Source organism: Xenorhabdus sp. PB30.3 (assembly GCF_963895965.1).
In the GTDB taxonomy this organism is placed as follows: domain Bacteria; phylum Pseudomonadota; class Gammaproteobacteria; order Enterobacterales; family Enterobacteriaceae; genus Xenorhabdus; species Xenorhabdus stockiae.
Genome location: NZ_CAWQMW010000166.1, coordinates 76,037 through 98,806 on the forward strand (window position 1 = coordinate 76,037; position 22,770 = coordinate 98,806).

Annotated in this window: 22 protein-coding genes and 1 pseudogene; 15 read left to right on the forward strand and 8 right to left on the reverse strand. The window is 41.5% G+C overall.

Going from position 1 to position 22,770, the window contains the following annotated elements; all coding sequences use genetic code 11:
* Positions 1–2 precede the first annotated feature (2 nt).
* Complete coding sequence (minD, locus tag AACX38_RS17145) at positions 3–815, reverse strand: septum site-determining protein MinD (RefSeq protein ID WP_099110143.1); 813 nt, start codon at positions 813–815, stop codon at positions 3–5.
* 23 nt (positions 816–838) lie between these two features.
* Complete coding sequence (minC, locus tag AACX38_RS17150; protein ID WP_099121765.1) at positions 839–1,522, reverse strand: septum site-determining protein MinC; 684 nt, start codon at positions 1,520–1,522, stop codon at positions 839–841.
* Positions 1,523–1,656: 134 nt separating this feature from the next.
* Between minC and AACX38_RS17155 the strand changes: the two genes are divergently transcribed.
* The 4 genes from AACX38_RS17155 (at position 1,657) to AACX38_RS17170 (ending at position 4,238) form a co-directional block, all read left to right on the forward strand.
* Entirely contained in the window at positions 1,657–1,929 is a 273-nt protein-coding gene (locus AACX38_RS17155) for a YcgL domain-containing protein (RefSeq protein WP_099110141.1), read from the forward strand.
* A 61-nt stretch (positions 1,930–1,990) separates the two neighbouring features.
* The gene (locus AACX38_RS17160) at positions 1,991–3,076 is read left to right on the forward strand and encodes a lytic murein transglycosylase (RefSeq protein ID WP_228863191.1); all 1,086 of its coding nucleotides are present in this window, start codon (positions 1,991–1,993) and stop codon (positions 3,074–3,076) included.
* 49 nt (positions 3,077–3,125) lie between these two features.
* Positions 3,126–3,782, forward strand: a complete 657-nt coding sequence (locus AACX38_RS17165) for a fumarylacetoacetate hydrolase family protein (RefSeq protein WP_228863192.1) — start codon at positions 3,126–3,128, stop codon at positions 3,780–3,782.
* Between the two features lie 18 nt (positions 3,783–3,800).
* Positions 3,801–4,238: a YcgN family cysteine cluster protein gene (locus AACX38_RS17170; protein WP_228863207.1), complete on the forward strand. Its 438-nt coding sequence runs from the start codon at positions 3,801–3,803 to the stop codon at positions 4,236–4,238.
* Positions 4,239–4,548: 310 nt separating this feature from the next.
* Here AACX38_RS17170 and AACX38_RS17175 read toward each other — a convergent pair whose 3' ends face one another.
* Positions 4,549–4,704: a hypothetical protein gene (locus AACX38_RS17175; RefSeq protein ID WP_228863193.1), complete on the reverse strand. Its 156-nt coding sequence runs from the start codon at positions 4,702–4,704 to the stop codon at positions 4,549–4,551.
* Between the two features lie 113 nt (positions 4,705–4,817).
* Between AACX38_RS17175 and AACX38_RS17180 the strand changes: the two genes are divergently transcribed.
* A complete protein-coding gene (locus AACX38_RS17180; RefSeq protein ID WP_099121762.1) occupies positions 4,818–5,087 on the forward strand; it encodes a hypothetical protein in 270 nt (89 codons plus the stop codon).
* A 55-nt stretch (positions 5,088–5,142) separates the two neighbouring features.
* Positions 5,143–5,229: pseudogene (locus AACX38_RS17185) on the forward strand (lysis protein); the annotation flags it as partial.
* Between the two features lie 704 nt (positions 5,230–5,933).
* On the opposite strand, the gene AACX38_RS17190 reads toward AACX38_RS17185, so the two are convergent.
* Positions 5,934–6,290, reverse strand: a complete 357-nt coding sequence (locus tag AACX38_RS17190; RefSeq protein WP_228863194.1) for a LecA/PA-IL family lectin — start codon at positions 6,288–6,290, stop codon at positions 5,934–5,936.
* 777 nt (positions 6,291–7,067) lie between these two features.
* Here AACX38_RS17190 and AACX38_RS17195 point away from each other — a divergent pair.
* The 5 genes from AACX38_RS17195 to AACX38_RS17215 all read left to right on the forward strand — a co-directional run bounded on the left by AACX38_RS17195 (position 7,068) and on the right by AACX38_RS17215 (position 10,893).
* Positions 7,068–7,244, forward strand: coding sequence for a hypothetical protein (locus AACX38_RS17195; protein ID WP_228863195.1), 177 nt, complete (start codon positions 7,068–7,070; stop codon positions 7,242–7,244).
* 4 nt (positions 7,245–7,248) lie between these two features.
* Complete coding sequence (locus AACX38_RS17200) at positions 7,249–8,325, forward strand: hypothetical protein (protein ID WP_228863196.1); 1,077 nt, start codon at positions 7,249–7,251, stop codon at positions 8,323–8,325.
* A 432-nt stretch (positions 8,326–8,757) separates the two neighbouring features.
* Complete coding sequence (locus AACX38_RS17205; protein ID WP_228863197.1) at positions 8,758–9,789, forward strand: oxidoreductase; 1,032 nt, start codon at positions 8,758–8,760, stop codon at positions 9,787–9,789.
* A 125-nt stretch (positions 9,790–9,914) separates the two neighbouring features.
* Entirely contained in the window at positions 9,915–10,214 is a 300-nt protein-coding gene (gene ghoS, locus AACX38_RS17210; RefSeq protein WP_228863198.1) for a type V toxin-antitoxin system endoribonuclease antitoxin GhoS, read from the forward strand.
* Positions 10,215–10,602: 388 nt separating this feature from the next.
* Positions 10,603–10,893 carry a hypothetical protein gene (locus AACX38_RS17215; RefSeq protein WP_206601863.1) on the forward strand — a complete coding sequence of 97 codons (291 nt, stop codon included), beginning with the start codon at positions 10,603–10,605 and terminating at the stop codon, positions 10,891–10,893.
* Between the two features lie 276 nt (positions 10,894–11,169).
* Here AACX38_RS17215 and AACX38_RS17220 read toward each other — a convergent pair whose 3' ends face one another.
* Together AACX38_RS17220 and AACX38_RS17225 are read right to left on the reverse strand one after the other, a co-directional pair.
* The gene (locus AACX38_RS17220) at positions 11,170–11,604 is read right to left on the reverse strand and encodes an META domain-containing protein (RefSeq protein ID WP_228863199.1); all 435 of its coding nucleotides are present in this window, start codon (positions 11,602–11,604) and stop codon (positions 11,170–11,172) included.
* Between the two features lie 23 nt (positions 11,605–11,627).
* On the reverse strand, positions 11,628–12,623 hold the full coding sequence (locus AACX38_RS17225) for a 2-hydroxyacid dehydrogenase (protein WP_228863200.1): 996 nt from the start codon (positions 12,621–12,623) through the stop codon (positions 11,628–11,630).
* A gap of 311 nt (positions 12,624–12,934) precedes the next feature.
* Here AACX38_RS17225 and AACX38_RS17230 point away from each other — a divergent pair, with 311 nt between their 5' ends.
* Positions 12,935–15,574, forward strand: a complete 2,640-nt coding sequence (locus AACX38_RS17230; protein WP_228863201.1) for a YdbH family protein — start codon at positions 12,935–12,937, stop codon at positions 15,572–15,574.
* Between the two features lie 61 nt (positions 15,575–15,635).
* Here AACX38_RS17230 and thrS read toward each other — a convergent pair whose 3' ends face one another.
* Positions 15,636–16,820, reverse strand: coding sequence for a threonine--tRNA ligase (gene thrS / locus AACX38_RS17235; protein ID WP_228863202.1), 1,185 nt, complete (start codon positions 16,818–16,820; stop codon positions 15,636–15,638).
* Between the two features lie 394 nt (positions 16,821–17,214).
* Between thrS and AACX38_RS17240 the strand changes: the two genes are divergently transcribed.
* Positions 17,215–17,394, forward strand: coding sequence for a YnbE family lipoprotein (locus tag AACX38_RS17240; protein ID WP_228863208.1), 180 nt, complete (start codon positions 17,215–17,217; stop codon positions 17,392–17,394).
* Between the two features lie 11 nt (positions 17,395–17,405).
* Complete coding sequence (locus AACX38_RS17245; protein ID WP_228863203.1) at positions 17,406–17,726, forward strand: YdbL family protein; 321 nt, start codon at positions 17,406–17,408, stop codon at positions 17,724–17,726.
* Between the two features lie 45 nt (positions 17,727–17,771).
* Here AACX38_RS17245 and AACX38_RS17250 read toward each other — a convergent pair whose 3' ends face one another.
* Complete coding sequence (locus AACX38_RS17250) at positions 17,772–18,410, reverse strand: FMN-dependent NADH-azoreductase (RefSeq protein WP_228863204.1); 639 nt, start codon at positions 18,408–18,410, stop codon at positions 17,772–17,774.
* A 358-nt stretch (positions 18,411–18,768) separates the two neighbouring features.
* On the opposite strand from AACX38_RS17250, the gene hrpA reads away from it, so the two are divergent.
* On the forward strand, positions 18,769–22,674 hold the full coding sequence (gene hrpA / locus AACX38_RS17255) for an ATP-dependent RNA helicase HrpA (protein WP_228863205.1): 3,906 nt from the start codon (positions 18,769–18,771) through the stop codon (positions 22,672–22,674).
* Positions 22,675–22,770: the final 96 nt, after the last annotated feature.

A 22,770-nucleotide genomic window follows, 5' to 3' on the forward strand; every position in this document is an offset into this window, starting at 1 on the left:
CGTTACCCTCCAAACAGGCGTTTCAAAAAGCCCTTTTTTTCTTCCTCAATGTAGCGGAAAGGCCGCTCTTCACCGAGTAAACGTAAAACTGTGTCTTCGTATGCCTTACCCGCATCAGACTCTTTATCCAGAATAACAGGCTCTCCCTGGTTCGAAGAGCGTAAAACAGATTGATCTTCAGGAATGACACCGATTAAAGGAATACACAAAATTTCCAGGACATCTTCCATACTCAGCATATCACCACGGTTCACACGACCGGGGTTATAACGAGTCAACAAAAGATGTTCTTTGATAGGATCTTCACCTCGTTCAGCCCGACGTGATTTAGACGCGAGAATACCTAAAATTCGATCTGAATCGCGAACAGATGAAACTTCCGGATTTGTTGTAATAATAGCTTCATCGGCAAAGTAGAGAGCCATCAGGGCACCACTTTCAATACCTGCTGGTGAATCACAGATAATAAATTCAAACCCTTGCTGAGTTAATTCATTCAGGATTTTTTCGACACCATCACGGGTGAGGGCATCTTTATCCCGAGTCTGAGAAGCAGGCAGAATATATAAATTCTCTGTGCGCTTATCTTTTATCAGCGCTTGATTTAATGTGGCGTCACCTTGGATCACGTTAACGAAGTCAAAAACCACACGGCGCTCACATCCCATGATGAGATCGAGATTACGCAGCCCGATATCAAAATCAATGACTACGGTTTTTTTCCCTTTTTGTGCGAGGCCGGTAGCAATGGCCGCGCTTGAAGTGGTTTTGCCAACGCCACCTTTACCAGATGTAACAACAATAATGCGTGCCATGAAGCGATTCCTTGTTATAAGGGCTAGATTAAGGTTTCAATAGTTAATTCATTATTTACCAGACGTAATTTCACCGCTTTACCAGCAAAATTATCTGGAATTTCATCACTGAGCCAATATTGGCCGGCAATAGAGGTTAGCTCAGCATTTAAATGGGTGCAGAAAATCTGACTTTCTTGATCGCCAGATGCGCCTGCTAATACACGCCCACGTAGCACGCCATATATATGAATATTCCCGTCAGCGATTAATTCTGCACCAGCACTGACATTACTGGTGACAATAAGATCACTATTCGGAGCATAAATCCTTTGTCCTGAACGAACAGGCGTATTAATTATACGAGTTTTTTTGAAAATAGGTTCAGGTGGCTTATTTTCTTCAGTACGAATTTTCTGGCTTTTCCCTTCTTTTAATAAAGGGAGTTCCGATTCCAACACAATTTTCCGCTGTTCTTCATCCTGGCAGCCGCTGATGCCAACAATACGTAGCCCGCTAGATTCAACCACACGATGTAGAGCAAGAAGGTCTGCACCAGCAGGGAGATGGGATATATTGATAACAACTGGAGCATTTTTCAGGAATTCGGGCGCTTGCTCCAATTTTTCCTGTATGGCCTTTTGAATGATATCCGGCTGGTCATCATGCAAATGAACGACCGAAAGCGTAAAATTACTGCCTTTTAGCTCAATTGGCGATTGTGACATCGATATTCAGACTCAGCAAGGTTAAGTTCCATGGAACAACTCCAAGGATACGATATTCTTAAATATAATAAGCATGTTATAGTTACTGAATTATTCAAGCAAGTCGCAGTGTTAATTAAAAAGAGTTTATGACAATGATTTGTGTAATCTATAGAAGTCCAAAGCGTGAACAAACATATCTCTATCTTACAAAAAAAGGAGATTTTTCCTCTGTTCCTGAAGAGTTATTGAAAGCTTTTGGCGAGCCACAATTTTCTATGATGATTTCGTTATCAGAAAGAAAAAAATTAGCTAATGCGGATATTGAAAAAGTAAAAGCGGCACTGAGTGAGCAGGGTTTTTACTTGCAGGTTCCCCCTCCCGTTGAAAGTTTAATCAATGAACATCTGGCAGCAGCCAAATCATGAAAAAAATCGTCATCCGAAGAGCCACGTATAGTGGCTTGATCCTGAATTAAGAGGGTGATTTATGAAATTAATCATCAAGGTACCTTTATTATTGAGTGTAATACTGCTGGCTGGGTGTATTTCACCCGATAAAAAAATACAGCAGGATTCAGGGTTGACGGTTTTATCTCAAGTGGATGTTAAGGTACTGGAACAGCAGTTTCCACGCGCTTTACGTGAATCATCGCAGTTTCCTGCTTATGTGGCTTTAATCAGGCAGCAGGCGCGGCAACAGGGGATCAGTGAGGAGACCTTAAAACGGGCATTTGCTGATATACACTTTATCCCACGGGTCATTAAATCAGATCGTAATCAACCAGAGAAGAAAGCGACGCTGGATGAGTATCTGAAACGTGTTTTGCCGGACTGGAAAATAAAACAGGGCGTTGAACAATATCAGAATAATTCCCTGCAATTAGAAAGGGTCGGTCGTAAATATGGTGTCCCTGAATCTTATATTGTCGCCTTATGGGGGCTGGAGAGCGGGTTTGGCCGTATTCAGGGTAAGGAAGATGTCATATCCGCATTGTCTACGCTGGCTTTTGAAGGGCGGCGGGAAGACTTCTTTATCAAACAGCTTCTGGCCGCTCTTGAGATTATGGAGAAAAAATACATTGGCGCAGACCAGACTCTGAAAGGTTCTTGGGCTGGAGCGATGGGGCAAAGCCAGTTTATGCCGACTTCGTATCTGACTTATGCCGCAGATGGTAATGGTGACGGAAAGATCGATATCTGGAACAACAAAGAAGATGTTTTTGCTTCCACCGCTAATTACCTGCATAAAGAAGGATGGCAAAAAGGACTACCGTGGGGTTTTGCCGTTTCATTGCCGGCTAATTTTGATAAAGCGCTGGAAGGCGTTAAGGTGGAGCAGGGTAAATCTATTTCACAATGGCAGTCATTGGGTGTTTTTTCTCCTGAATTTGCACAATTACCCGCTAAAACCAACGGTTGGATTATAATCACTGATGGGGTCGAACCGCAGGCGTTTTGGGTGACGCAAAATTTCCGTACTATTATGCACTGGAATCGTTCTTACTATTTTGCCCTCAGTGTTGGTATGATGGCTGACGGTATCGAACAGAGAATGCGTCATCTCACTCATTAAATATCAGAGCCTGAGTAATCAGGTTGATGACAGTTTAAGGAAGAGTACTATGTACCAGCATAGAGACTGGCAGGGGGCACTGCTGGATTTTCCTGCTAATAAAGTTGTTTGCGTTGGTAGTAACTACGCTAAGCATATTAAAGAGATGGGTTCCAGTATCACTGATGAGCCGGTGATATTTATTAAACCCGAAACTGCGCTTTGTGATTTGCGCCAACCCATATCTATTCCGGAAAAACTGGGGGCAGTGCACCATGAAGTAGAACTGGCGGTTTTAATTGGTTCGACACTCAAAAATGCCAATGAGGAACGGGTCAGTAACGCCATTGCTGGTTTTGCCGTTGCTTTAGATTTGACACTGCGCGATTTACAGCGTGAATTTAAACAATCAGGCCAGCCGTGGGAGAAGAGTAAAGCATTTGATGGCTCATGCCCGATCTCGGGTTTTATTCCGGTTAATGTCTTTGGAGATCCACAGAACGTCCGTCTTTCTCTGACAGTAAATGGCGAGTTACGTCAAAACGGCAATACGAGTGACATGCGAACGCCAATCATCCCTTTGATTAGCTACATGTCACAATTTTTTACCCTGCGTCCCGGTGACATTATTCTGACCGGAACACCAGAGGGAGTAGGGGCTTTGAAATCTGGTGATGTTCTGAACGTTTCTCTTAATGAACACGTTTTAACTACCAGAGTGATTTAATGATGAGGAATGGCAGTAATTATGTCCCAACCTTTCTGGCAGATGAAAACCTTGGCACAAATGACCGATCAGGAGTGGGAAGCTCTGTGTGATGGCTGTGGTCAGTGTTGCCTGCACAAGTTGATGGATGAAGACACTGATGAAATTTATTTCACCAATGTCGCCTGTAATCAGCTGAATATCAAAACCTGCCAATGCAGAAATTATGAAGATCGTTTCAGTTATGAACCTGACTGTATAAAACTGACTCGTGAAAATATGGTGACTTTTGAGTGGCTACCCACAACCTGTGCTTATCGTCTGATTGACGAAGGAAAAGGCCTTTTGCCGTGGCACCCGCTAGTCAGCGGTTCAAAATCAGCCATGCACGCAGAACGCATTTCTGTCAGGCATATTGCTGTGCGTGAGGTTGATGTAGTGGACTGGGAAGACCATATCTTGAATAAGCCTGAGTAGGTATTTTACTTATTGATATAAAAGGGAATTTATATCATAGGGTAGATGCTTGGGGGATTCCACGTAGCTCCAGATGATCCCGGAGAATAGCAATCACCACCTTTACATCAAGGGTAAACCTAAATTCTAGGTCGAGCGCTTTAAATAACGGGAGAGGTATTACTATTTCCAAAATTTGCCATATTATTTTCAGTTATTTATTTGGTTGACGTATATTATAAATAGAGTTTTGGGTTTTGATATATCCATCAATTTTATAAGTTTCGGCGTTCTGCAATAATGAATTGATTATTGCAGTGCTGTCATAAAATCATTGATTTCTGCTATTGAACATCTTTCCGAATGCTACTGATTTTTCTTCGTTATTTTTACAGAAATCAGCTAATTCTATTTCATCAGTATATTCTTGTGATAATTTACTTAAAAAATCAGCAGATGAAGTTTCTTCATTAAATTTATTTTTCATTTCTGGTCTCCTGACTTATTACTTTACTGTATTAGGCGTACAAAATTTGATGATTTAAAAAAATACATTAGGAGTAGTATTTAAAAACCATTTCTAAAAAATAGAGGTGATATATGGTATGGGTAGTTGATGACGAACGTGCCGAATGGGCACAAATACCACGTGCTGCCGAAAATAAATATGATGAATGGGTGAGAATTATAGTAGAAAATAATAGATCTCCAAGTGATGCTGCACGTGATATAGGAGACTCCAATTTTAAAATGTTGAGCGGTGCAACCGAACTATATACCATCAGACTTAGTCAGAGGCACAGAGTTTTATTTACAATAGATAGTGTCAATGAAGTAGTTAGGGTTCTCCAGGTGGGTGGTCATACTTAGCAATGTTGGCTGCCTAATAAAAACCGACTTATCGGGTCATTTAAATAGGTGACCCGCTATCAGAAATCCTTGGTTACTCAGAGAACGCATTGTAACCTCAGAGCAAATGATTCTGGGGTTGCAGGAGTATATCAGGGCGCAGCGTGGTGAATTGGAAAGAATAAAAGGGAGGTCGAAACACTTCCACCTCCCTCAGTTTTATGATGAACAAGTCCCTCCAGGATATAGTGAGCATACAAGTTGACAGTCTCTATATTCTGGGCTGTTAGGAGCGTATAAATCTGAACAAATATTGGCATAAGTCTGCATTGAGGCTAAAAGAGTCGTGCCAGCCACTAGGCAAAGAAGAACGTATTTTCTCAAAGGTATCCCCCACATCGGTTACATCATTACTATCGAAAAAACTGGTAAATTTAATAAACCCATCACACTGCAACAACAAGCGAATAATTCTTAACAATTAGTTACCTATTGAAACTAAAGTCAATATTTCTTCACCCATCCCCTGAGTGGTTAAAGGAATATCCAAGCCATCACATCCCGTGGTCTTATATCTGAATTTCACCTTGCATTAGCACGCGCATCTAAAGAATAACAACGGACTGGAACTAATCTACCTTGATGACAAGGTGAATAAGGGCGGTAGTATCATGATTGTGAGCCGTGCAATATTTCCGCAGGTTATCGTTTGGATGTCCGTATTCAGATGCCGGAGGATTCAGTGTGGAATGTGAAGCAGAAGATGGTAGAGGCTGCCACTGATAGTGAACAAGGCTGAGCAGATGGAGTAATGGTATGATTAACCCGCAGAAAATTGCGGGTTAGAATTTTAGTTATTTATTTTATTTATTGGAGAGGAGAATAACGCGACTCTATTTTAACGTTGACATAAAAGTCACCGGAATTATCTTCATAATGAGTATCTAAAAATAAAAGAATTAATTCTCCATCGGTGGGAATAGTTCTGTGAAGTACACCATTGCCAATTTCATAGGTCTTATCACCAATTTTTGCAGCTAAAGCACCTCCCGGAGGGTTAGGTGGAACCCCTTGAGGGGCAGACCAAGGATTCGGTCGGTTATCATTGGCATACTGAACCCATCCTGACGCAATAACAGAGATCACATCCCCTTTTTTGAGTACAAGTCCCGTGGGTTGACCTTGTTGAAGTTTTCCAGACACAGTTCCAGACCAATCATACATAGCATTACCTCCAATATCTTTTTATAACTTTCTGAGGGCGATGTTTCTCCACCGATGAATATTAATAAATGGATTCATCAGTAATGGAGAACACGCTTTATTTTTTAGTTCAGTGGGTAGGCTACATGTTTTGGTTCTAGGATGACATGGAATAACTGGTAGTAAATTAATGAAATTTGTATGGCTATTGTTAAGAATGAATGCATAACAAGCTCTACAGCGACAATTAATTAAAAAATAATCTATTACATATTAAAACTCTTCTGGATTGTACTGGTTTGGATATTTTCAATTATTTATTTTGTTTAATGAATACCTTGATTTCGCTCATGTAATTAACTCTATTTTTAATAAATTATTAAGTTAAGATGGTACTTCTGATGTAAGAGTGCCAAAGCTACGGTTCTGTATACCTCGTAATCTTATCTAGAAAGTATAAACACCAAAGAACCTTTCAGACTATCGTGGGCTAAGTAATATTCTCAAATTAACCTTAATTACAACATTTCTCTCCTAATAGTGTGAATAAATTATAAATATCCTGTTGTATTACATTAAGTATTACTGGTGAAATAAAATTTATTAATATCTTATATTTTATGCTTCTGTTATAAAAGTATGGCCGTGGAAAATGCTTATACCACGGATAGAAATAGAAACTCACCAAAATAGACTTTCCGTGTTGTTAAACCTGATAAATGATGTTTACAGGCGGAGAAGTATCAACCGCCTTCATATTACTTAACAATGTATTTGTTGATTAAATGAGGGTTACAAATGAATTCTCAAAATAATAAACCGGATAAGACGACGAAAAAAGATGATGTGCTCCCTGATAGCTCAATCAGGGAAAAGCAGACTGTCACGCGAAACCAAGCCGAAAACAGAGTCAGTAATATCTTTGGCTTTGGTTATTCACATGCCAACTTCTTTAACAGCCATTTCGGAGCTTAATACCATGACAAAACAATTTAAAGTTCCTTTTGCCGCGCAAGGAGATAGAGTTTCTGTACCTGATGAGGCCCAATCAGAGGGGGCTGTCTCATATGCTAAAGGGTACGGTGCTGCATACGGGCTTGACCAAAATGAAGATCCTACAGCAAGGGAAATTGAACGTGAAAAAATGAATGGCATTTTTCACGATATTACGGAAGCGGTGGGCGAGATTCAGACTTTTGGTGCATCGCAGTGGGCTGTAGAAGGCCAGCCTTACCCTTTGCGTGGGTTGGTTTACCATAAACAAAAACTCTGGCAATCCCGTATTGATAACAACAAGGAAGAGCCAAAAACAGGGAATGCCTGGGTGGAGTTAAAAGCTGATCTGACTGCCGATGATGTGGGCGCTTACAGTAAAGCAGAATCTGATGGGCGATATGAATCCAAAGGGGTGAGCTATACAAAGGGAGAATCTGATGGGCGATATGAATCCAAAGGGGTAAGTTATACAAAGGGAGAATCTGATGGGCGATATGAATCCAAAGGGGTGAGCTATACAAAGGGAGAATCTGATGGGCGATACGAATCCAAAGGGGTAAGTTATACGAAAGGAGAATCTGATGGGCGATACGAATCCAAAGGGGTGAGTTATACAAAAGCCGAATCTGATGGACGATACGAAGCCAAAGGGGTGAGCTATACAAAAGCCGAATCCGATGAACGATACCAATCTAAAGAGGCATTGAAAAATATTCGTTGGGTTCCTATGCCCAAGGGGGCAGATGGATGGGGAAATCCTGGTTATTATCGTGGCTTAGTCATTGTGAAAACTTTGTATTTTCCGGAAGATGTCAGGGGGAAATATTTAATATGTTCGTCGGATGGTGATCAGGGGTTGATCGGATATGTTACTATGTTGTTACCTGCCAGTAGGGATATATATAATCAGCCTATGGAGTATAATATCCCGATGGGCGAGGGGGGGGGTGATCGTGCGGAATATATAAAGCTTGCTTTTACATTAGCTGATGATGGTAGAAGTGCTACTTGTACTCTGATGAATGAAGCGATAGTGTTTCATATCGGGATAGTAGGCTAATATATTAGAGTAATAGAAAGCCCATTTGGGCTTTCTATTGGGTACTAAGGTGATTATTTTATTTCATCGGTAAGTTTTTTAAGAAGTAAATATTTTTAGCCTATAAAATAAATAATAAGGTTCCTTCTTCTTTAATTTATGTTTATATAACATCCTGCCTTTTTCATTAAAAATCTGGTCATGATTTAATAAATTGATGCCATAACCAGATTAATCAATGCCGATGATCCATCATATTTAAATCTATATGAACGATATTGGCTTATTTATACGGAAATTAATAAGTGGAAAATAAAATACTCCAAAATTTGTTAGCAATTAAAATACACTGTACGCTTTAATATCAGCAATATACAAAGTGCATACCTTAGTAAGCCTGTATTAAAACAAAGCTAAAGGATTCGGGCCTGCTATTAAGGAGTAAACGCTAGCATGAAAGATTCCATCACCTCATTATTCAAGCCATTTGAACTAGGTACCCTGAAATTACAAAACCGTTTTGTTATGGCTTCAATAGAGCAGGAGCGCTCATTCGGAGAAGTGTCAGGGAAAGAAATGGCAGAACACTCTTGCCAGTGTGCAACTAACGAAGGCGCTGGTCTGGTTATCACGGAGGCCGTCTATATCAATCATCCCTCCGCAGGAGAAAAAACGGATTTATCCCGCTTGGGTTCTGGCTCAGAAGCATACTTTTCTGAAATGGTTAAGGCCGTACATGCTACTGGCGGAGTTATTTTTGCGCAATTATTTCATCCGGGTGCCGATGATTCAGGGCGGCTTGATCCGTCACTGGTCTGGAGTCCGTCGGGATTTTCTGCCACACGTGGCTCATATGGCAAAGCCATGACGCTGGACGACATTGATGAGATTATTGCTTCTTTTGCAAAAGCCGCCAGTTTCGCCCAGTCAATAGGATTTGACGGTGTAGAAATTCATGGGGCACATGGTTATCTGATAGATCAGTTCCTTTGGGCAAATACGAACCGCCGCGAAGATGTATGGGGCGGATCCATCCGTAATCGTGCGCAATTTGCGGCGCAGATAATCGCCGCGGTGCGTAGAGCTACAGGCCGTTTGTTCCCGATCTCTTTTTTATTTTCGCAATGGAAGATGGGTGCCAATAACGCGGCTATTGCAACCAGTCCGCAGGACTTAGAAACCCTGCTTGATCCGATTGTTCAGGCTGGTACAACTATATTACATGCTTCAGACGGCCATTTCGGCCAACCTGCTTTTCGGAATTCAGATCGTAGTTTAGCTGTATGGGCGAAAGAATTGACAGAACTTCCTACCATTGCAGGTGGTTGGATCGATTTGTCATTATCAGGGTGTTCAGCTTACAGTTCTGACTTAGAAGTATTGATACGGCAGTTAGATAACCAGCAAATTGACTTAGTAGCTGTCGGGAGGCAATTGTTCTCTGAACCAAACTGGGTTTCAGAACTACAGAGGATGTCGAAATAACCGCCATAAATATACCCAGTGCTTAAATTGCCATTAATGCCAAATTTCTTCTCGTTTTTCTCACTTTTATCAGAGAAGAAAAACTGATAGTTTGACTATTTGGCAGTCAAGACAAGGAAAGAGAAATGGCAAGTTATTTAATTCGAGTAGAACTGTATGGTACGGGGTCTGCGGGATATGAAAAGCTACATAAAAGGATGGCAGGCAATCAGTTCAGTCGCTCTATACGTTTCCCCGATGGAAAGTGGCATCGCCTTCCAAGTGGAACGTATATTGGTAATTCTTCATTAGGCTCTCTTCAACTGGCAGAAAAAATCAAATCCATTGCTAAGTCTTATTCAAGCAAAGACCCTTCCATATTTGTCTGTACTTACAGTAACTGGAGCGCTGCGTTGTATATTGATAAGGAACATCCAGAAAACTGATTAATCCAGTAAATAAAAAATGGCAGTCTGAAAAACAAACTGATGTAGGTAAATTTTCTTATATTTCAAATTAATAAACCAGTAATAAATAATAGAATAGCTTCCGATTCATTGAACAAATATATAGGGATACATTGGTAAAGTAATACCATGATACCTGACAGCCTTGACTGTGTTGCTGCGAATGTTTGTTTGATAATGAGGGAGTCGAAAAATGAACAGTAACTGGATGTGTTATATGAAATTTTTAGGTTTCTGGATTGCAGTAACGTTAATGATCGGGATTATGTTGTCATAATAAATGATTATGATATAAATTTTGTCACCTCGCTTTGGCGAGGTTTTTTTACATTTGAACAGTAACATTATTTATTGCAGGAGCTTTATTTTGGGAAAGAATTTGGCTGACTCTGATCTCAATAATATGTCGAAAGAGCAATTAATTGAAGAAATCAAGAAGCTCAGGGAAGGAATAAGAGAGCACAGAGATTCATCCGGTCATGATCTTTGCTGGTATCATCCTGATTTATGGGGATTGTTGCCAGAATATAAACACACAGAAATTGAAGTACCGGACTGGCCGCAGTTTATGCGAGGTTGTACTCGTTATCGCCAGTCGTTAGATGAAAAGTGCCCATCTGCCGTCAGAATTAAAGTAGAATTTGACGATGACAAATAAGACAGACACTCTTATTAGGTAATCAGTTATTAGAAAACAGATTACCCGACGTATGCGGGTAATCCTGATGTTTTTAACTGCAATTCTTCGTCTTTCAAGTTGCCTCTTTGTTGGCTGCACGGGTTACCGTTTTATAAACATGCGGTTATCTATGCTTCCGGGAATGAATAAGAGGCCAGTCTTTGACTGGAAAAAAATACGTTTCCTTTTTTCTTCGACGTATCTTGAAATCTATAATATCGATGACAAAGAATAAAATAACTTTAGCTTATCGCATTATTGAGCAGGCTTTCTCAAAGTATAAACCAGCTTGTTTCTGTTATTTTTCAGTGTTAATTGCCTGTTTTGTAAACTCACTGTTGCACCGTGGGTCAGGATATCAATAATAACCCGATCCCATTTGTTGAGCTTTTCATTAACACAGAATATGTCGGATTTAGTCAAATTGTTGACGATTAAAACATTATCCTTTAATTCACCTACCCCCATAAAGTTGTTACACATTGTTCCGGAAACAAACATGTTTTTACCAAATGTGATGGACAGCTTTGTATCTTCTTTATTGGATACATTCTCACCATTAACGCTGACTAACGCAAATTTATGGTGCTGCAAATCTTTGGCAGTTACATTTCCTGTGGCACTTACCCCTGTGGATTGACATGCTGTAAGTAACAAGGTGGCGACCGCTAACGGAATCGCTCTGTTCATTTTATCTCCTGATGTTTATTACTTCATCCAACGAGATTCGGGCAGGGTTCACCAGAAGTTAATTGTTGGATACTTTGTAACGTTGTTTCACTGATACTGGTTAATGCTTCTTCTGTCAAAAATGCCTGATGGCCTGTGAATAAGACATTATGGCAGGAGGATAAACGGCGAAAGATATCATCTTGAATAACGTCATTTGATTTATCTTCAAAAAATAAATCGCGTTCGTTCTCATATACATCCATACCTAATGCGCCAATTTTCTGTTGTTTCAATGCGTTGATTGCAGCAACAGAATCAATCAATGCGCCCCGGCTGGTGTTGATGATCATTACACCATCTTTCATTTTACTGAACGCAATTTCATCCAGTAAGTGATGGTTTTCCGGAGTCATTGGACAATGTAGTGAGATCACATCAGATTCGGCATACAGAGTATCCAAATCCACATATCTCACACCAAGCTCTAATGCTTCCTTATTTGGGTAAGGATCATGTGCTAATAAGTGCATACCGAAACCTTTCAGGATTTTTAAGGTAGCAAGGCCAATTTTCCCGGTACCGATAATACCTGCGGTACGGTTATACATGTTGAACCCAGTCAGGCCTTCAAGGGAGAAGTTGGCATCGCGGGTACGCTGATAAGCACGGTGGATACGTCTGTTCAGGCATAGCATTAACCCGACTGTATGTTCAGCAACGGATTCCGGTGAATAGGCCGGTACGCGAACAACCTGAATGCCGAGTTCTTTAGCTGCATCTAAATCAACATTATTAAAACCGGCACAACGTAATGCCAGAATTTTGATGTTCATTTCTGCCAGTTCTTGCAGGACCTCACGTCCGCCATCATCATTGACGAAAATACAGACAGCATCAGCTCCAACAGCATTTTTAGCGGTTTGTGGGCTAAGGGGAAAATCAAAGAACTCGATATGATAATCAAGGCCAAGTTTTTGGTTGAGTAATTCAAAATGTTTACGATCGTATTGCTTTGTACTGTAAACAGCAACTTTCATAACTTTATCTCCGGTACTTTATTGACTGTGTGGTGCTTAATTTCATTCGAGCTACTTATTGAGCTTTCCAGTTCATAGAGTATACCTGTTGTTTTTCAAGCCTCCTCCTTGATGACTAAGCAAATTTGTTCTCTTGCCACTACTATCTGGCTTGAAATACATTAGGCATATAGTTTTTGGGCTATGTTTTCGTCCTTGCCATGGTGATGCAACTTGAAATTCATCGGTATAATAAACCGACTCATAGTTTTCCATGAGATTATCATAACAGGAAGTTATATTCAGACTGAAAAAGAAGAGTTCGACAATAAATGATCAGGATATTAAAAGCGTTCGCAGTCATGGTAATACTACTGGTGTTATTAGTGTTGACAGGATGGTTCACTCTTTCTCACTGGTTACCATTGGTTGCCAGCCATTGGTTACCACAGGGAATGACGCTTTCTTTGACTCAGCCCAAATGGACAAATAACAGATTACAGCTTGATAGCCTAACCGTGCAGGTACAAAAATGTGAACTCATAAAGTTATCTGGTTTATCTGCCGGATATTTGCCAAAGCAACGGGCAGAAGGCAAGTATTGGGATATTCATATTGCTAATGTTTATAGCCAGAGTGAATGCTTGCCACAATTACCGATAACGCAAAAGCAGCCAGCTCCCGTATCCGTTGATGAGATCTTATCTTCCATTCCTGTAATTAAATTAGTTATTGACCACGTTGCTCTTTCTCCGTGGCAGGAATTTGCCGGAAAGCTTCAGTTTGATTCATCTTCTCACCAGCAAACGCTCTCTTATCAGGGGAGTCAGTTAAAATTATCGGCTGATATTACAGATAAAAAATACCTGAACGTTCACCAATTTTTTGCAAAATTACCCCACCAGACTATTAGCCTGAATGGTGGTTTTTCATTGCCATTGGATATCAACAAGTTGCCGGAACAGGGCAGAATAACGGGGCAGTTGTCTGTCGGGCAGTTTCCTGAGCCTTTGGTGATGTTACTGGAATGGAAAGGGCAGAATGGAAAATTCACGATCACTCAGGAACCCAGCCAATTAGACAAAAACAACAAGAGTAAGCCGCAGATATGGGCTGAATTACCGTGGTCGTTCAATCAGTCTCAATTTGTTATTCAGCATGGAAAATGGCAATGGTTGGGAGCAGGGCAGCCATTATCCGGGGGAGTGAATTTTACTCTCGGAGACTGGAAGAAAGGCTTTAATGGTAGCCAGATCAGTGGAAAAGTGAATCTGATCACACAGGGTGAATTTGGCAAGGGTAATGTGGTTCTTTCCATGCAACCGACAAAGGTAAGCCTAACAAATACACATATTCCTCTCCAACTGACAGGGCAAATGAATAGCGGGCAAATGATCATGACAATGTCATTGCCGACAGTCATAACAGGCTCATTAGCTGATCCGAAGATAACATTCAAGCCCGGTTCTCTGTTCCGTGTCTGGGGAAAAGTCAGCGAAAATTTTATTATCAAAGAAGCCAGATTACCTTTGGCTGGAACCTACCTTACCCGTCATGGTTTTACGGGCCGTTTACAGGCAATAGTAACTGCAAAAGAGAGCTATTGGGGAACTTTCAGGCTCCATTTTGATGGAATGGCCGAAAATTTTATTCCCGATCATGGAAACTGGAACTGGCGGTATTGGGGGAACGGTGATTTACCGCCGTTGCAGGCTAAATGGGATATATCGGGTAAAGGAAACTGGAATCAGTCACAGATAGCGATAAGTGAACTCAATACAGGGTTTGATACTATCAATTATGGCCTTGTAAAAATGAAAGCTCCTCGTTTGCAGCTGATAAAACCGTTGATATGGAATCGTTCCATAACCCAGCCAGAATTAGCGGGAGAACTACAACTTTCTGCCTTGCGAACTGATTTTCGTTCCGGTGGCTTTTTACCGCCAGTTAATTTCAGGGCAACAGTAACGGGTCAGTCACCTGATAATTTTATGTTAAATGGTAAATTGCAGGCTAAGGGAATAGGGCCGATTCCAGTTTATGGTCGTTGGGATGGCGTCAGGTTAAGAGGAGAGGCGCGTTGGCCAAGGCAGTCATTGCTGGCATTCCAGACGCTGATTCCCGCGGATCTGGGGATTACCGTGCGTAGCGGCAATATCTATGCGCAGGCAGCATTTTCTGCCGCAAAAGGGCAAGGTTTACGTGCTGGTGGGCACTGGGTAGTCAAAAATGCAGGAATTTGGCTGAAAGATGGAAGTATTGACGGGCTGGATTTTGTATTACCGTGGCGTTTACAGGAACAGACCTGGCAATTAGGTGTTACATCGCCTGTTCAGTTACGGGTTAAAACAATCAATAGCCTATTCGAGATGAATAATGTTTCTGCCGATTTGCAGGGTTTTTATCCCCCGACTCAGATTCAGCCACTAACATTATCCAATGTGAATATTGATATGCTGGATGGTGGTCTCAAATTAGATAAATTACAGCTCCCACAAAAACAGCCTGCGGTACTGAGTTTTAATCATCTGAATGTGAGTAAATTATTTTATGTATTGAAAGTGAAGCAACTTGCTATGTCAGGAAGAATCAGTGGTGAATTACCGCTGTTATTAAATGATAAACAGTGGCTTATTAAGCAAGGCTGGATAGCTAACGAAGGCGGCCTGACATTAAGGCTTGATAAAGATACGGTTGATTCAATAGGAAAAAATGATTTAACGGCTGGTTTAGCAATGGATTGGCTACGTTATTTGGAAATCAGCCACTCTAAAGCGAATGTAACACTGGATAATCTGGGTATTTTGGTCATGCACTCAGAGATAAACGGTGTTAATCCAGTCGTGGATAAAAAGCGTGAAGTCAGGCTGAGCTACCGGCATGAAGAGAATATCTTTCAGCTATGGCGCAGCCTGCGATTTGGCAGCAATTTGGAGGAATGGTTAGAGAAAAATATTGCTTTACCGGAATGAACATTCACAGATTAAAAAAACGGTCATTGAGAATTCAATGACCGGATACAATTAAGAACCATCATTTATTTCTATAAACCATTAACTGCTCAACCAGCTGCTCTTTCCCTACGATAGAGATAACCTTCCCCCGACGCAGAGCAACCTGATCTGTTTTCATTTCCTGCTCTCCGACAATCAGAATATTGGGGATCTTCAACTGATGGAATCGCCTGATTTTATGAGCAACAGAGCTATTACTATGATCAGCTAATACAGGCAAATCCGCAGAGTTGAGTGAATAAACCAGTGCGTTAGCATAATCAATAGCTGCCTCACTCACTGTTGCGATTGCAACCGGTAATGGATGTATCCATTCTGGCAATGCGCCCTGAGTGCTTTCCAGTAACACGCCGATCCAGCGCTCTATTGAGCCATATATGACCTGATGTAAAATCACCGGGCGTTCTTTCTCGCCGGACGAATTTGTATAAGCAATATCAAAGCGTTCCGGGAGGTTAAAATCCAGCTGTATTGTTCCGCACTGCCACTCACGCCCCATATTATCTTTAAGAGCCAGTTCGATTTTGGGACCATAAAACGCGCCTTCACCGATTTGTATTTCGAAATCAACAGATTGTTCCTGGCATACATCAATTAATATTTTTTCAGCTTTCTGCCATAAAGCTTTATCGCCGAGGGCAGACTCTGGCCGAGTAGAAATTCTGACCAAAAGTTGATGATAACCATACTGGCTGTACACAAGTTTAGCTCTATTCAGAAAATTAATTACCTCTACCTGAATTTGTGACCATGCACAAAAGACATGGGCATCGTCCTGAGTAAATTGGCGCAATCTCAGGCAGCCATTCAATGCACCAGAGGCTTCATTGCGATGGACTAAACCAAATTCGAACAGTTTTATAGGGAGTTCTTTGTAACTATGTACACCACGTTTGAAAAGTAAAATATGCGCCGGGCAGGACATTGGTTTTAAAGCATAATCCGATATGCCGTCCTGACCACCGCCGAAAAACATATCTTCTTCGTACATAGCAAGATGACCGGAAGTTTGCCATAACTCTTTTTTCAAAAATTGAGGTGTACGGACTTCCTGAAAGCCATGCTGTTGGTAAATTTTCCGCATATGCTGTTGAATATTTTGAAATAGCCGCCAGCCGTTCGGGTGCCAGAAAATCATTCCCGGCCCTTGGGGTTCTGAATGAAACAAATCAAGTTGTTGTGCAATCTCACGATGAGTTTTCATAGCTTCTCCTGTTATGAAACTCTGAGCGAAACGCATAAGGCAGGTATTAAAAAACCCTCTGGCGAGTCGCTCAGAGGGTTTTTTAAAATTCTGTCGAGACTACCCCCCGAACAACCTAGTGGTTTCGGTGGTGGTAGTTTGTTGAGCTGGCATGGCCAGAATGAAGATTGATTTAATTTTCATAATGTTTAAGTTTTTAGCAATCTGCATAGAAAAAAGCAAGTGGAAATTATAGGTAAAAAGTTCTATATCCAATGAGTTCCGAATTCCCTAAGAGATTACTGTGTTTTAATACTTTGCTCTGTACCGTAGAATTATCGCTGAACTGGAATAGTTTGGTGTTTTTAACCGGGAGTAATAATAAATGATAACAAAGCGTGGGTTCAGATTAACGATGGTCATTGGTGGCATGGCGTTAATCTGCGTAGGTTTGGTTGGGTGTATCAGGCTGGAAGTTGCAACACCGGATAAGCCCATCAATATTAATATGAATGTGAAAATTGAACATGAAATTCATATTAAAGTCGATCGGCAGATTGAAGATATGCTCAAAAATAACTCTGACTTATTCTAAGGAGTGAGAATATGAAAAAAACAGGAGTGATACTTTGGTTAAGCTTGTTGTTTAGCTCTTTTGCAATGAGTATGACGCTGGATGAAGCAAAACAACAAGGTTTGGTAGGTGAAACATTCAGCGGATATCTGGCTCCTGTCCGGAATACTGAGGATGCACTTTCCGTAGTTAAGCAAATCAATAGTGAACGGGAAAAAAAGTATGCGGAGATTGCGGCGCAAAATAATATAACTACCGATCAAGTGGCAAGAATAGCCGGTGAAAAGCTGGTTAGTCGTGCAGGAGCAGGGGAATATGTGCGTGGTATTAATGGTAACTGGTTGAAGAAATAAAGCGTGCCATTTTTAGGCTGGCACGCACCGTTAGTAACAACAGAATCAGGCTGCAATTTCTTCAGATTGTTCCTGCTTTATTTTTTCTATAATTTCAATTATTGCATTGTGAGAGTTTTGGTGTGCCTGATGTGCCAGTTCTTTGCCTAACGCAATCCCTTCTGCAAAGACGAATTTAACATCAGTAATACCAATAAACTCCAAGAAAATCTGTAAGTGCGGAGTGATCAAATCTTTTGGTGTTTGCTGATAAATTCCACCACGGGTGGTTAGCACAATAACACGTTTTCCTTTCAACAAGCCTTCTGGGCCTGATTCAGTATAGCGGAAAGTAATACCAGCACGAGCAATCAAATCAAAGTAGTTTTTTAATTGGGTAGGAATAGAGAAGTTGTACATTGGTGCTGTGATTACAATAACATCATGAGCCTTTAATTCGGCGATCAATTCATCAGATAGTGCCATCGCCGTTTTTTGACGCTCTGTCAGTTCCGCGCCACTTGGACGCATAGCACCTAATAGTTCCCCATCCAGCACCGGAACTGGTTCTTCAGCTAAATTACGGATGGTGATGTGACTATCTGCATGGCTGGTGGACCATTGCTCAATAAAATTATCCGCCATTTTATTGCTTTGTGAATTTTGCGCCATAATGCTGGATTTCAGAACCAGTAATTTACTCATTTTTAATTCCTTAATTTGTTACTGTAACTAATACATTGTCAACGGTTTCTATAGGTCAGGCATTTTAATGGGATAGTCATTCAGTAAATAGCGCAATATTTCGAGGTTTGTATTCAAAATTATTGAACATCAGATTGATGTCATCGGTTTTAACCTGAAAGATGAGGGAAATAAATGCGTTTATATGCAGTACATTGAAATACTCAAGATATGTTACACTTCTGATAGCCCAGTTATAAAACCCTATCCTATAACTCAATTTACTAGAATACCTTGATAGTAAAAGAAATTTTGACAATAAAGTGTGTTTCAGAAAAACAGCACTACTCAATTAAGAACGTCACAAGGATTTATCACAGTGGAATTACCTTTAACAGCGACGATTGCTGAATTATACGCTGAACTTGAGCACACGCCGTTGCGTGACCAGTTCCGTTTAAGAAAACGTTTACAGGGAGCTGCAAAAATAAAAAATCAGGCTTCCTTACAGGCTGTAGCACAATCTATTGCTGCGGATATTACTACAGCAAAACAAAAAGTTATTAATCGTCAAACGGCATGTCCTACGATTAAATATCCTGAAAACCTGCCTGTTAGCCAGAAAAAAGATGATATCTATAAAGCTATCAGGGATAACCAGGTTGTTATTATTGCTGGTGAAACAGGATCTGGTAAAACCACCCAGATCCCTAAAATATGTCTTGAACTTGGCAGGGGGATTAAAGGGCTTATCGGGCATACTCAACCCCGCCGTTTAGCGGCTCGTTCAGTGGCCAGCCGTATTGCCGATGAACTGGAAACGTCGCTGGGTTCAGCGGTCGGTTATAAGGTTCGTTTTAATGATCAGGTGAGTGAGAATACACTGGTCAAATTAATGACTGACGGTATTTTGCTGGCGGAATTGCAGCAGGATAGATTGTTATTACAATACGATACACTGATTATCGATGAAGCCCATGAACGTAGCCTGAACATCGATTTTATTATGGGATATCTGCGTCAGTTATTGCCGAAGCGTCCCGATCTGAAAGTGATTATTACCTCTGCAACCATTGATCCTGAACGGTTTTCCCGTCATTTCAGTAATGCGCCTATTATTGAAGTTTCAGGTCGCACTTACCCGGTGGAAGTTCGTTATCGGCCAATAGCAGGAGACGATAATGACAACGATAGGGATCAGTTAGAAGCTATCATTGATGCGGTAGAAGAATTAGGCCGCGAAAGTGCCGGTGATATTCTGGTATTTATGAGCGGAGAGCGTGAAATCCGTGATACCGCTGATGCCCTTAGTAAACAGAATTTTAAGCATACCGAAATTTTGCCTCTGTTTGCGCGTCTCTCCAATAACGAGCAAAACCGGATCTTCCAGTCGCACGTCGGGCGGCGAATTATTCTAGCCACTAACGTCGCTGAAACTTCATTGACTGTACCGGGCATTAAATATGTTATCGATACTGGCTATGCGCGTATCAGCCGATATAGTTATCGAACCAAAGTTCAGCGTTTGCCGATAGAGCCTATTTCTCAGGCATCAGCCAATCAACGAAAAGGTCGTTGTGGCCGTGTTTCTGACGGGATATGTATTCGACTCTATTCTGAAGATGATTATTTATCCCGTCCGGAATTTACTGACCCTGAAATTCTGCGTACCAATCTGGCATCCGTTATTTTGCAGATGACTTCGATTGGATTGGGGGATGTCAGTGCGTTCCCATTTGTTGAAGCGCCTGATAAACGTAACATTCAGGATGGTGTCCGACTATTGGAAGAGCTGGGGGCTATCGATACAGAGTCTTCAACCGATGGCACTTACCGACTGACGCAAATGGGGCGGCAGTTGGCACAGTTACCGATTGATCCGCGCTTGGCCCGTATGGTGCTGGAAGCCAGAACGCATGGCTGTGTGCGTGAAGTTATGGTGATTACAGCGGCATTATCCATTCAGGATCCGAGAGAAAGGCCGCTGGAAAAACAGCAGGCTTCCGATGAAAAACATCGACGTTTTGCTGATAAAGACTCAGATTTTATCGCTTTCCTGAAATTGTGGGATTTTTTGACAGAACAGCAAAAAGAACTATCCAGTTCTCAGTTCCGCAAACTTTGTCGTCAGGATTATCTGAATTATCTGCGCGTCAGAGAATGGCAGGATGTTTACACCCAATTGCGACAGGTAGTCAAAGAGATCGGTATTCCGGTTAACAGCGAGGAAGCCGATTACCGTAGTATTCATATTGCATTACTGACCGGGCTTTTATCCCATATCGGTCAGAAAGATGTCGAGAAACAGGAATATACCGGTGCCCGTAACGCTCGTTTTTCCATATTTCCGGGTTCGGGGTTATTTAAAAAGCCGCCTAAATGGGGAATGGTAGCGGAGCTGGTGGAAACCAGCCGCCTCTGGGGGCGCATTGCCGCCCGCATTGAACCAGAATGGATAGAACCTCTGGCATCGCATCTGATCAAGCGTCATTACAGTGAACCACACTGGCAAAAATCTCAGGGTGCGGTAATGGCATCAGAGAAAGTCACCTTATATGGATTGCCGATAGTGATGGGTCGTTTGGTCAATTACAGTCAGATTGACCCGATGCTGTGCCGCGAATTATTTATCCGCCATGCGCTGGTGGAAGGGGACTGGCAAACCCGCCATTCATTCTTCCGGGCTAATCTCAAATTACGTGAAGAAGTCGAAGAGCTGGAACACAAATCCCGCCGTCGGGATATTTTGGTGGATGATGAGACATTATTCAGCTTCTATGATCAGCGGATTGGCAAGGACGTAGTTTCATCCCGCCATTTTGACCGCTGGTGGAAAACAGTAAGCAAAGATCAACCGGAATTGCTCAATTTTGAAAAGAGCATGTTGATTAAAGGAGATGCCAATAAAGTCAGTGCGCTGGATTACCCCAATTACTGGTATCAGGATAATTTAAAATTTCGTTTAACTTACCAGTTTGAACCGGGGACAGATGCTGATGGAGTCACGGTGCATATTCCATTGCCAGTATTAAATCAGGTCAGAGATGAGGGATTTGACTGGCAAATTCCGGGAATTCGTCATGAATTGGTCGTGGCATTAATTAAATCGTTACCGAAGCCGATCCGCCGTAATTTCGTACCGGCACCTAATTACGCAGAGGCATTTCTGGAGCGGGTAACTCAGCCACAGGCAACATTGCTGGAAAGTCTTGAAAAAGAATTTCGTCGCATGACGGGAGTGACGTTGTCACGTGATGACTGGCAATTGGAACAGGTTCCGGATCATTTGAAAATGACTTTCCGTGTTATTGGAGAGAAAAACAAAGCGCTGGCGGAAGGGAAAGATCTTTCGGCACTGAAGCTGAAACTGAAAGATAAAGTACAGGAAACACTTTCAGCCGTAGCGGATGATGGTATTGAACAAAGCGGGCTGCATATCTGGAGTTTTGGCGAATTACCTGAACGCTATGAGCAGAAACGAGGTGGCTATTCGGTTAAAGCATTCCCGGCGCTGGTGGATGAAAAAGACAGTATCGGTATTAAATTGTTCGAAACTGAATCCGAACAGCTTAATGCAATGTGGGAAGGAACGCGTCGGTTACTGTTGCTGAATATTCCATCACCGATTAAATACCTGCATGAAAAACTGCCGAATAAATCCAAGTTGGGGCTATATTTCAATCCATATGGAAAAGTTCTGGATTTGATAGATGATTGTATTTCCTGCGGTGTGGACAAATTAATTGCAGAAAATGGCGGTCCGGCATGGAATGAACAGGCATTTTCAGATTTGCAGGATAAAGTCCGGGCTGATTTGAATGATGCAGTGGTCGACATTGCCAAACAGGTCGAGCAGATCCTGACAACGGTATTCGCCATTAATAAGCGCCTGAAAGGGCGGGTAGATATTTCTCTGGCATTGGCACTATCTGATATCAAAGCGCAAATCTCCGGTCTGGTCTTTAGAGGTTTCGTCACTGCCCACGGTTGGAAACGTCTGGCAGATGTATTGCGTTACCTGAATGGTATTGAACGCCGGTTGGAAAAACTGGCTATTGATATAAACAGGGATAGGACGCATATGAGCCGGATTGAATATATTCAGCAACAATGGCAGCAATGGTTAGCTAAGCTTTCTGTTCAGCAAAAACAGTTACCGGAAGTAAAAGAAATCTGCTGGATGATTGAAGAACTGCGTATCAGCCTGTTTGCCCAACAGCTGGGTACAGCATATCCGATATCTGATAAGCGTATTTTGCAGGCGATGGAGAATATCGCAGCGTAATAATTCGGGGGTTTTAGTGTATAATTATTAATACACTATAGGCCCCTATATTTTTGTATCCTATACGTGTATTTAAAATACATATCAATTCTATTG

Coding starts and splice junctions, on each gene's coding strand:
- AACX38_RS17195 (WP_228863195.1), top strand. CDS start 7,068: ATGAATTCTCAAAATAATAAACCGGATAAGACGACGAAAAAAGATGAT.
- AACX38_RS17220 (WP_228863199.1), bottom strand. CDS start 11,604: ATGAACAGAGCGATTCCGTTAGCGGTCGCCACCTTGTTACTTACAGCA.
- AACX38_RS17175 (WP_228863193.1), bottom strand. CDS start 4,704: ATGAAAAATAAATTTAATGAAGAAACTTCATCTGCTGATTTTTTAAGT.
- AACX38_RS17190 (WP_228863194.1), bottom strand. CDS start 6,290: ATGTATGATTGGTCTGGAACTGTGTCTGGAAAACTTCAACAAGGTCAA.
- AACX38_RS17225 (WP_228863200.1), bottom strand. CDS start 12,623: ATGAAAGTTGCTGTTTACAGTACAAAGCAATACGATCGTAAACATTTT.
- minD (WP_099110143.1), bottom strand. CDS start 815: ATGGCACGCATTATTGTTGTTACATCTGGTAAAGGTGGCGTTGGCAAA.
- ghoS (WP_228863198.1), top strand. CDS start 9,915: ATGGCAAGTTATTTAATTCGAGTAGAACTGTATGGTACGGGGTCTGCG.
- AACX38_RS17180 (WP_099121762.1), top strand. CDS start 4,818: ATGGTATGGGTAGTTGATGACGAACGTGCCGAATGGGCACAAATACCA.
- AACX38_RS17165 (WP_228863192.1), top strand. CDS start 3,126: ATGTACCAGCATAGAGACTGGCAGGGGGCACTGCTGGATTTTCCTGCT.
- thrS (WP_228863202.1), bottom strand. CDS start 16,820: ATGAAAACTCATCGTGAGATTGCACAACAACTTGATTTGTTTCATTCA.
- AACX38_RS17160 (WP_228863191.1), top strand. CDS start 1,991: ATGAAATTAATCATCAAGGTACCTTTATTATTGAGTGTAATACTGCTG.
- AACX38_RS17200 (WP_228863196.1), top strand. CDS start 7,249: ATGACAAAACAATTTAAAGTTCCTTTTGCCGCGCAAGGAGATAGAGTT.
- AACX38_RS17245 (WP_228863203.1), top strand. CDS start 17,406: ATGAAAAAAACAGGAGTGATACTTTGGTTAAGCTTGTTGTTTAGCTCT.
- AACX38_RS17205 (WP_228863197.1), top strand. CDS start 8,758: ATGAAAGATTCCATCACCTCATTATTCAAGCCATTTGAACTAGGTACC.
- AACX38_RS17230 (WP_228863201.1), top strand. CDS start 12,935: ATGATCAGGATATTAAAAGCGTTCGCAGTCATGGTAATACTACTGGTG.
- AACX38_RS17240 (WP_228863208.1), top strand. CDS start 17,215: ATGGTCATTGGTGGCATGGCGTTAATCTGCGTAGGTTTGGTTGGGTGT.
- AACX38_RS17250 (WP_228863204.1), bottom strand. CDS start 18,410: ATGAGTAAATTACTGGTTCTGAAATCCAGCATTATGGCGCAAAATTCA.
- minC (WP_099121765.1), bottom strand. CDS start 1,522: ATGTCACAATCGCCAATTGAGCTAAAAGGCAGTAATTTTACGCTTTCG.
- AACX38_RS17155 (WP_099110141.1), top strand. CDS start 1,657: ATGATTTGTGTAATCTATAGAAGTCCAAAGCGTGAACAAACATATCTC.